The organism is Aquidulcibacter sp. (genome assembly GCF_044346625.1).
Classification (GTDB): Bacteria; Pseudomonadota; Alphaproteobacteria; order Caulobacterales; family Aquidulcibacteraceae; genus Aquidulcibacter.
Genome location: NZ_JBIIYV010000104.1, coordinates 1 through 7,189 on the forward strand (window position 1 = coordinate 1; position 7,189 = coordinate 7,189).

General features: G+C 55.4%; 4 protein-coding genes and 1 tRNA gene. 4 read left to right on the forward strand and 1 reads right to left on the reverse strand.

Translation table 11 applies throughout. The features are described from left to right. Positions 1-295: 295 nt before the first annotated feature. Positions 296-2,104 carry a gamma-glutamyltransferase family protein gene (locus ACIQ20_RS15160; RefSeq protein ID WP_395781753.1) on the reverse strand — a complete coding sequence of 603 codons (1,809 nt, stop codon included), beginning with the start codon at positions 2,102-2,104 and terminating at the stop codon, positions 296-298. Positions 2,105-2,217: 113 nt separating this feature from the next. Between ACIQ20_RS15160 and ACIQ20_RS15165 the strand changes: the two genes are divergently transcribed. From ACIQ20_RS15165 to ACIQ20_RS15180, 4 genes are all read left to right on the forward strand, one after another. Next, the gene (locus tag ACIQ20_RS15165; protein WP_395781755.1) at positions 2,218-5,163 is read left to right on the forward strand and encodes a M16 family metallopeptidase; all 2,946 of its coding nucleotides are present in this window, start codon (positions 2,218-2,220) and stop codon (positions 5,161-5,163) included. Positions 5,164-5,238: 75 nt separating this feature from the next. Continuing rightward, positions 5,239-5,811: a hypothetical protein gene (locus ACIQ20_RS15170; protein WP_395781757.1), complete on the forward strand. Its 573-nt coding sequence runs from the start codon at positions 5,239-5,241 to the stop codon at positions 5,809-5,811. Positions 5,812-5,898: 87 nt separating this feature from the next. Further along, positions 5,899-5,975, forward strand: a tRNA-His gene (locus ACIQ20_RS15175). A 70-nt stretch (positions 5,976-6,045) separates the two neighbouring features. Further along, positions 6,046-7,140 carry an NAD(P)/FAD-dependent oxidoreductase gene (locus tag ACIQ20_RS15180; protein WP_395781759.1) on the forward strand — a complete coding sequence of 365 codons (1,095 nt, stop codon included), beginning with the start codon at positions 6,046-6,048 and terminating at the stop codon, positions 7,138-7,140. Positions 7,141-7,189 lie beyond the last annotated feature (49 nt).

The following is a 7,189-nucleotide window of genomic DNA, read 5'->3' on the forward strand; positions in this document are numbered from 1 at the left end:
GCCGACCAAAAACGGCTCAAAGAACGTCCATTCCCCATCTTCCATCAACAAACGCGCCAAGATAGCCTCCCCAAAAGCTACCTTGAATCAGAATTCAACTGATTTGGGAATCCAGTTTGTCAACAGGCCCTAGGTTCCGTGGTCGAGCCTTCCGAACCCTAAGTGTGGTGATTGTGTTGGCTTGAATTGTCTTTGCAGGCCATTTCTCACTAGTATTCATTTTTGCATTGAAAGTGCAACATGTTTCGTGGGCACCAAAGCCACTGGGCTCGGCGCTCGCTAAGCGCACTTTGTCCTAATAGGCCAAGGCCACGCCATCCTTGCGGCTCTCGGTGGCAGCTTCATAGGCCCCTGTTTTCGGGTCGCGTTTGATAGCTTGATAACCACCAAAGTCACCGTCGGCCCCGATCAAAGTCCAGCCTTTTTGGGTAAGGCCCGCGCGGGCTGTTTCTGTATGACCAGATTCAAGCGCGACGCGTCCAAGTCCGGGCTTACAGCCACCTTCAGGTTCACAGCCGCCCTCGTGCCGCCAGCGCGGCGCGTCGCCGGCCGATTGAGCATCTAGGCCATAATCAATCATATTGATCACGATTTGCGATTGGCCTTGCGGCTGCATGGCCCCACCCATCACGCCAAAAGCCATAAAGGCTTGCTTATCCTTGGTTACAAACCCCGGAATAATCGTGTGGAACGGTCGTTTGCCGGGGGCATAGACGTTGGGCAATGAAGGATCGAGAGCAAAGGCTTCGCCCCGATTCTGCAACATGAATCCCAAGCCATCTGCAACAAGGCCGGAGCCCATGCCGCGGTAATTGGATTGGATCAGGGCGACCATCATGCCGCTGGAGTCAGAGGTGACCAGAAAGGTTGTGTCGCCTTTTTCAAACTGGCTCGGATCACCTGCGGCTACCTCGACTTTGGCTTTGCTGGGGTCAATCAGGGCCGCGCGGCCTTTTAGATAAGCCGGGCTGATCAGGCCCGCTGTAGGCACATTGGCAAACGCGGGGTCGGCTAGAAACTTTGCCCGATCTTCAAACGCAAGCCGCTTGGCCTCAATCTGCAAATGAAGGCTTTCAGCGGTACCAAATCCTGCTGCCGCTAAATCAAACTGATTGAGGATGCCCAACATTTGTAAGGTCGTAACACCTTGGCTGTTGGGCGGTAATTGCCAGACGTCATAGCCTCGGTAGTTGACCGAGATCGGCTCCACCCACTCACTTTTGTGTGCCGCCAGATCGCTCGCCCGCAAAGGGCCATCAATGCGACGCATATAAGCGTCAATCGTCTGAGCGATGGGGCCTTTATAATAAGCGTCCCGTCCACCCCGCGCGATGAGGTTGAGGGTTTTTGCGAGATCCGGATTTTTGAACACCTCGCCGGCTTTGACGCTGCCGTTCGCAAAATAGGTTTTGCGCGCATTCTCAAACTCTTCAACTTCACCCGCCTTGGCGCGCTCATCGAGGCGCTTCAGGTTGTTTGCCATGTAATAGGCAATCACAGGCGGGACGGGGGTGCCAGCTTCGGCATAGGCAATGGTTGGGGCCAAGACCTTGGCCATGGGCAACTTACCGAACCGGCTGTGCATGGAGAACCAAGCATCGACGGCACCGGGAACGGTGACGGTCACGCTACCAAATGACGGCCTGCTGCCGGGGACTCTGGTTTTGATCTTGGCTTCGCGCGCGACACGATCAGCAAGGCTCATACCGATGGGCGCGCGGCCTGATCCATTAATGCCATAGAGCTTTTGCGTTTTCGGGTCCCAGATCAGCGCGAAGAGGTCGCCGCCAATGCCATTGCCAGTTGGCTCCAGCAGGCCCAAGGCCGCATTGGCGGCAATCGCAGCATCTACGGCGGTTCCGCCCTGCTTGAGTGTGTCGATGGCAATTTGGGTTGCAATTGGATGGGCTGTGGCCGCCGCACCATTCAAACCATAGGCGGGGCTTCTGGTGGCAAAGACTGGCCCGGCGATGCGGTCGCCTGAACGGACAATACCCGCGTTCTCAGTGGTTTGGGCTTGTGCGCTTTGAAGGGGGGCGAGTGCAAGGCTGCCCGCCAAGGCGCAAGAGCCAATTTTCTGCCAAAAATGAGTTGAGATTCGCATGCGCCTAGCCCCCCTAAGTCGTTGTTGAAGGCACTGTAAACAAGATTGTGATCCTCGTCATCTAGCGTGTCTGCCACCTTGGCAAAGGGTTTAACCTGTGGTTGGATCAAGCCATGATTAAACATTTCATTATTCGCACCGCTTCGCTTTTTTGTCTTTCATTTTTGATGGCTTTGCCCGTTTTACCGCAACAGGCAGAAGCCCAAGCCATCAGCCAGACCCGCCCGATAGCAGCCACGCCGCCCGGCGCGGTTTGGCCTTGGGAAGGCTCTGACCTTAAGCCTAGCAAGGATGTGATCTATGGCGTGTTGCCCAATGGCATGCGCTATGCGATCCGGCCCAATAAATTACCGGAAAAGCAGGTCTCTCTGCGCTTTCGCATAGAAGCGGGCTCAAAATATGAGCGCGATGATCAGCGCGGCTTTGCCCACTTTATTGAGCACATGGCCTTTAACGGCTCCACCAATATTCCAGAAGGCGAACTGACCAAAACGATGGAGCGCTTGGGCGCAAGCTTTGGCAGCCACGTGAATGCGCATGTGAACCTAGAAGAGACGATGTATAAGCTGGATATCCCCAGTGCTGACGGCAGCCGATTGGACACAGCGCTGTCGATCTTCCGCGAGACGGCCGACCGTCTATTGTTGAAGGACGATGCGATCAAGCGGGAAATTGGCGTGGTTATCTCTGAGATGAATGACGGCGATGGGCCGGGGCGGCGGATTGGGCGTCAGGTCGGCGAGTTTTTGCGTCCCAAAGATATCTCCACGCTCCGCGAACCAATTGGCATCAAGGAAATTGTAGAATCAGCAACGGCGGCCAAGGTGCGCGAATTCTACGAAACCTGGTATCGCCCAGAGCGCACAATTTTGGTCATTACGGGCGATGTGGATGTAGAAGCCACCAAGGCCCTCATTGCCGCGAAGTTTTCGGATTGGAAGCCGAAAGCGGCAAAAGCGCCACCCGAACCAGACAACGGACACTGGACTAAAGAGCCTATTCGGGCAAAGATTATTGTTGAGCCAGAGCAGCCAATCGTTGTCATGGCCACGCTTACCCGTCCAGATGAGACCGACTATGGTGATCTGGACACAAGCGAAAAGCGCAAATGGTCATTTTTGCAGTCCGTGGCAGAGGGTGTGTTCCAGCGGCGGCTTGCGCGCCTACAGCTCGTCGATAACCCGCCGACTCTTGGCGTATTCTATCAAAACTCTGTTTCTAAAAACGGCCTAACGGCCTCACTCACCGTCATGCCGCGCGAAGATGCTTGGCAGGAAGCATTGAAAACGGTTGTGATTGAAATGCGGCAAGCTGTGACAACGGGCTTCACCGCAACGGAAATTGAAGAAGAGATCAAAGAAGGAAGGCTGCGCTTAGAGCGCGCGATTAAAGAAGAGCCCACGCGTAGGACAACGGGGATATCTAGTTCATTGATCGGTGGCCTTGCCTCAGATGCCGTAACGGTTAGTCCGCAAGACAATCTAGCTAACTTTGAACGATGGACACCTGAAATAACACCAGAATCAGTTAATCGTGCCTTTGCTTCTTGGTGGCAGGGCGCTGAACCGTCCCTAGTAATGTTGAGTAAAAAGACTTTGGAAGGCGGCGAGGCAGCGGTTGTAAATGCTTGGAAAGCCGCCATGGCAGCACCATTGCCAACACGCGAAGCTGTCAAGAAAGCCGAGTTCAAGCAGCTCAATCTTGGACCTGCAGGCAAGGTCAAAAAGGTAGAGGAGCTTACTTATCCCAAAGCCAAGGTAGTGACATTTGAGAATGGTGTGCGCCTATCTTTCATGCATACCGATTACACCAAAGACCGTGCCAACATCCGCGTTGGCATTAACTCGGGGTATTTAGCTTTCCCGCAGGACGATCCTCATTGGTCCGGATTTGCTGATGCGGCGTGGGGCGGCGATGGTGTTGGCGATTTGACCTTGGATCAATCCATCAGCGTGTTTGCTGGCCGGTCGACGACACTGGCGTCGGTTCGGGTCGATCCTGACACGCTAGAAATGTCTGCAAGCCCTGCGATTGCAGACTTGCCTGAGCAATTGCAGGTCATGTTGAGCCAAGTTGTCGAGCCGCGCATGGGGCCTCGGCCAGCGCGTTTGGCGCGAGACGCTCTTAAAACAAGTTGGGATTCGTACAACCAGACTGCATCGGGCGTATTCGGGTTCTTCGGGGCAACCTATTTCGAGACCGGTAATCCCGCTTATGATGAACCAAACTTGCAGCGCTATCTCTCGAGCGATGATGAAAAGGGCAAGGCGTATCTCAAGCGCTTACGGGAAGAAGGCACCATCCATGTTGTCGTCGTCGGCGATGCTGAGTTTGATTCAGTCGTTGCTTCGGTGGCGAAAACTTTTGGAACCTTGCCAAAGCGGGCCGGATTGCCTCTGAATACCGCCCAATTAGCAACGATCCGATCAATGCCAACAGGCCAGCCTGCTCGAGTCTTGACGCATAAGGGGCCAGCTGAACAAGCCATCATTCATGTATCTTGGCGAACCAAAGGCGGCATTGATCCAATCGAAGCGGAACGATTTTACGTTCTGGCCAGTATTCTACAATTACGTTTGACCGAAAAAGTACGCGAGGCTGCTGGCCAATCCTATTCACCTGATGGAGGCTGGACATTTTCAAACTTCGCCGATCTTGGCCGTTTTTACGCACACGCGTCTGTCACCCCTGATCAGGTCAAGCCGGTGGAGGCCATAATTGACGGAATCGCCGCTGATTTGGTGAAAAATGGAGTCACACAAGATGAGCTTACTCGGGTAATCGAACCGGCCGTCAAGGGTCGAGCCCGCACACGCCAGAGCAACAGCTTCTGGTCTTTCATCTTGTCTGAACTTGATGTCCCCAAGTTGCCCGGTTCACAAAGCGGCTTTGCCTTAGACCGCGAAGCCCAAACTGAAGCCCGCCTTCAGGCCATCACACCCGCGCAATTGCGCGAGATCGCCAAGCGTTATCTGTTGCCACAAAACACGATCCGCATTCAGGTCTTGCCGGAAAAGCCAGCCAAGCCAGACACGAAGGTCATGCCGGCCAAACCCTGAGGCGACAGATAGGCTTGATTTGCTGATCTGGCAGGCGTAGCGGCCTAGCTGAAGCAGAAACGAGGGCGAGGCGGCGTGGGCGGGGCTGAGAGGTCAATTGGACTTGCAGGGCTAGGTGAGGGAGGCGGTCTGAACCGACGCGCCTTGCTGCTTGGCGTATCCCTTGCCTTTGCCAGCCTCACGGGCAAAGCCCATGCCCGCCCTAATTCTGGCCAAACTGGATCAGATTACGCCCGGCTGAAATTGGTGATCGACCGCATCTGGCGCGCGCAAGGCTTGCCGCTGCCCGAACTAAAGCTGGAATTGATCGATACTGAAGGCTTGCGTGCCGATGTGTTCTTGACTGGCAAGGTTTGGATGACCACCGGCTTTGTCGCCACGTGTGAGACGGACGCGCAAGTTGTGGCTTGGTTCTGCCAGCGCCTTGTGGCTTTAAGGACCAAAACCGAAGGCGTGGCGCTGGACCGCGCGGCATTGGCGACCTTGCTTGCCGCAGGCTATGACCCGCGGCAGGCGTTGATCCTTTGGACACGCTGGACAGATTCCAAAAAGTTACGCAATTCGAGTCGCTTTAGAGACGTACCTATTACGCCTCACCGTCTAGAAATCCTCCGAGTCCAGATCGAAAAACTGGGCTATCTGATCTAGCGCAAGCTGAAGCAAAACATGGATTTGAACACTAGGGGACTTGAAGAAAAAGGGCGGACAGTATATCTCCCGCCCCCTCGCATGTGTGCCGTGGTAGCTCAGTTGGTTAGAGCGCCAGATTGTGGCTCTGGAGGTCAGCGGTTCAATTCCACTTCACGGTACCATGCGAGTTTTGCCTTTCGGGCAGTCGAGGCCACAGCGGGCCTTTTTTAGATTTCATTCTTTGGCTGAGGGTTGACCCTTCCCCATGACACAGCCGATCCCATGACCCTGTTGCGTGATCCGTCAATTTTGATTGTGGGTGGTGGACCAGTCGGTCTTTGTGCGGGTATCGCGCTACTCAAGGACGGCCATCGGGTTGCACTTGTCGATTCTGGTGCACACGGCGCGGGCTGGGCTTCTGGCGGCATGCTGGCCCCGCTTTACGAAATGGCGGCAGACCCAGCTTGCCTAGACCTCTATGTCCAGTTTTCCCTGAAAAGCGCGGAACATTGGCAAGGGTTAGCGCGGACCTGCGGCGTCGACTTACACGCACCCAGCTTATTCTTGGCGCGCACGCAAGAAGAGGTAGAGGCCCTGTTGGGCCTCCAGCAGCGCGCCAATGGGCTGGGTTTGGACGTTGCAACAATTCCTGTTCCTGCCGGGATAACGGCACGGGCGGCTTTCCAAGCGCCAAGTGAGCGTTCGCTCGACCCTCGCGCCGCCCTCAAAAGCTTGATGAACCAGTTCCGAGAACTCGGTGGTGACCTCCTAATCGGCCAAGCTGAAGCCATAGGCCCGCATCGGCTCGGTCTGTTGGATGGTCGGACCCTGGAAGCTGAAACGATTATCCTCGCTAATGGCTTTGGCGCTTCAAGCTTTGGCCAGTCAGTCCCAACGTTGAACGCCTTAAGGCCGGTCAAAGGCCAGATGGTACGGGTGGCACATCCAGAACTGGCAAGCCCAATCATGCGCGCGGGCCGGATCTATGTGTTGTCACGCGGCGGTGGCTTGGTCATTGGTGCCACCTCGGATCCTCATACTGCCCCCGTACCAAGTGTCGATGTCGATCCAGTTTTGGCCTTGTTGGCTGAAGCGAAGGCGCTTCTTCCGTCCTTGGCCATGAAGTCTGTGGTTGAGGCTTGGGCCGGGATGCGCCCGGACACGCCTGATCATCTGCCACTGGTGGGGGCGAGCGGCGTGGCTGGCATTTATCTCGCGACGGGGACCTATCGTAATGGGTGGCTGCTGGCACCCGCTATTGGCGCCTATTTATGCCAGCTTATATCTGGCAAAACACTGGATCAGGCTTTGATGAACCTCTTGGCACCCGAACGCTTTTCCAGCTAGAAGGCGGGTCGTAAATGTCCGGACAAATGCACGGGAGATGCGTAGAATG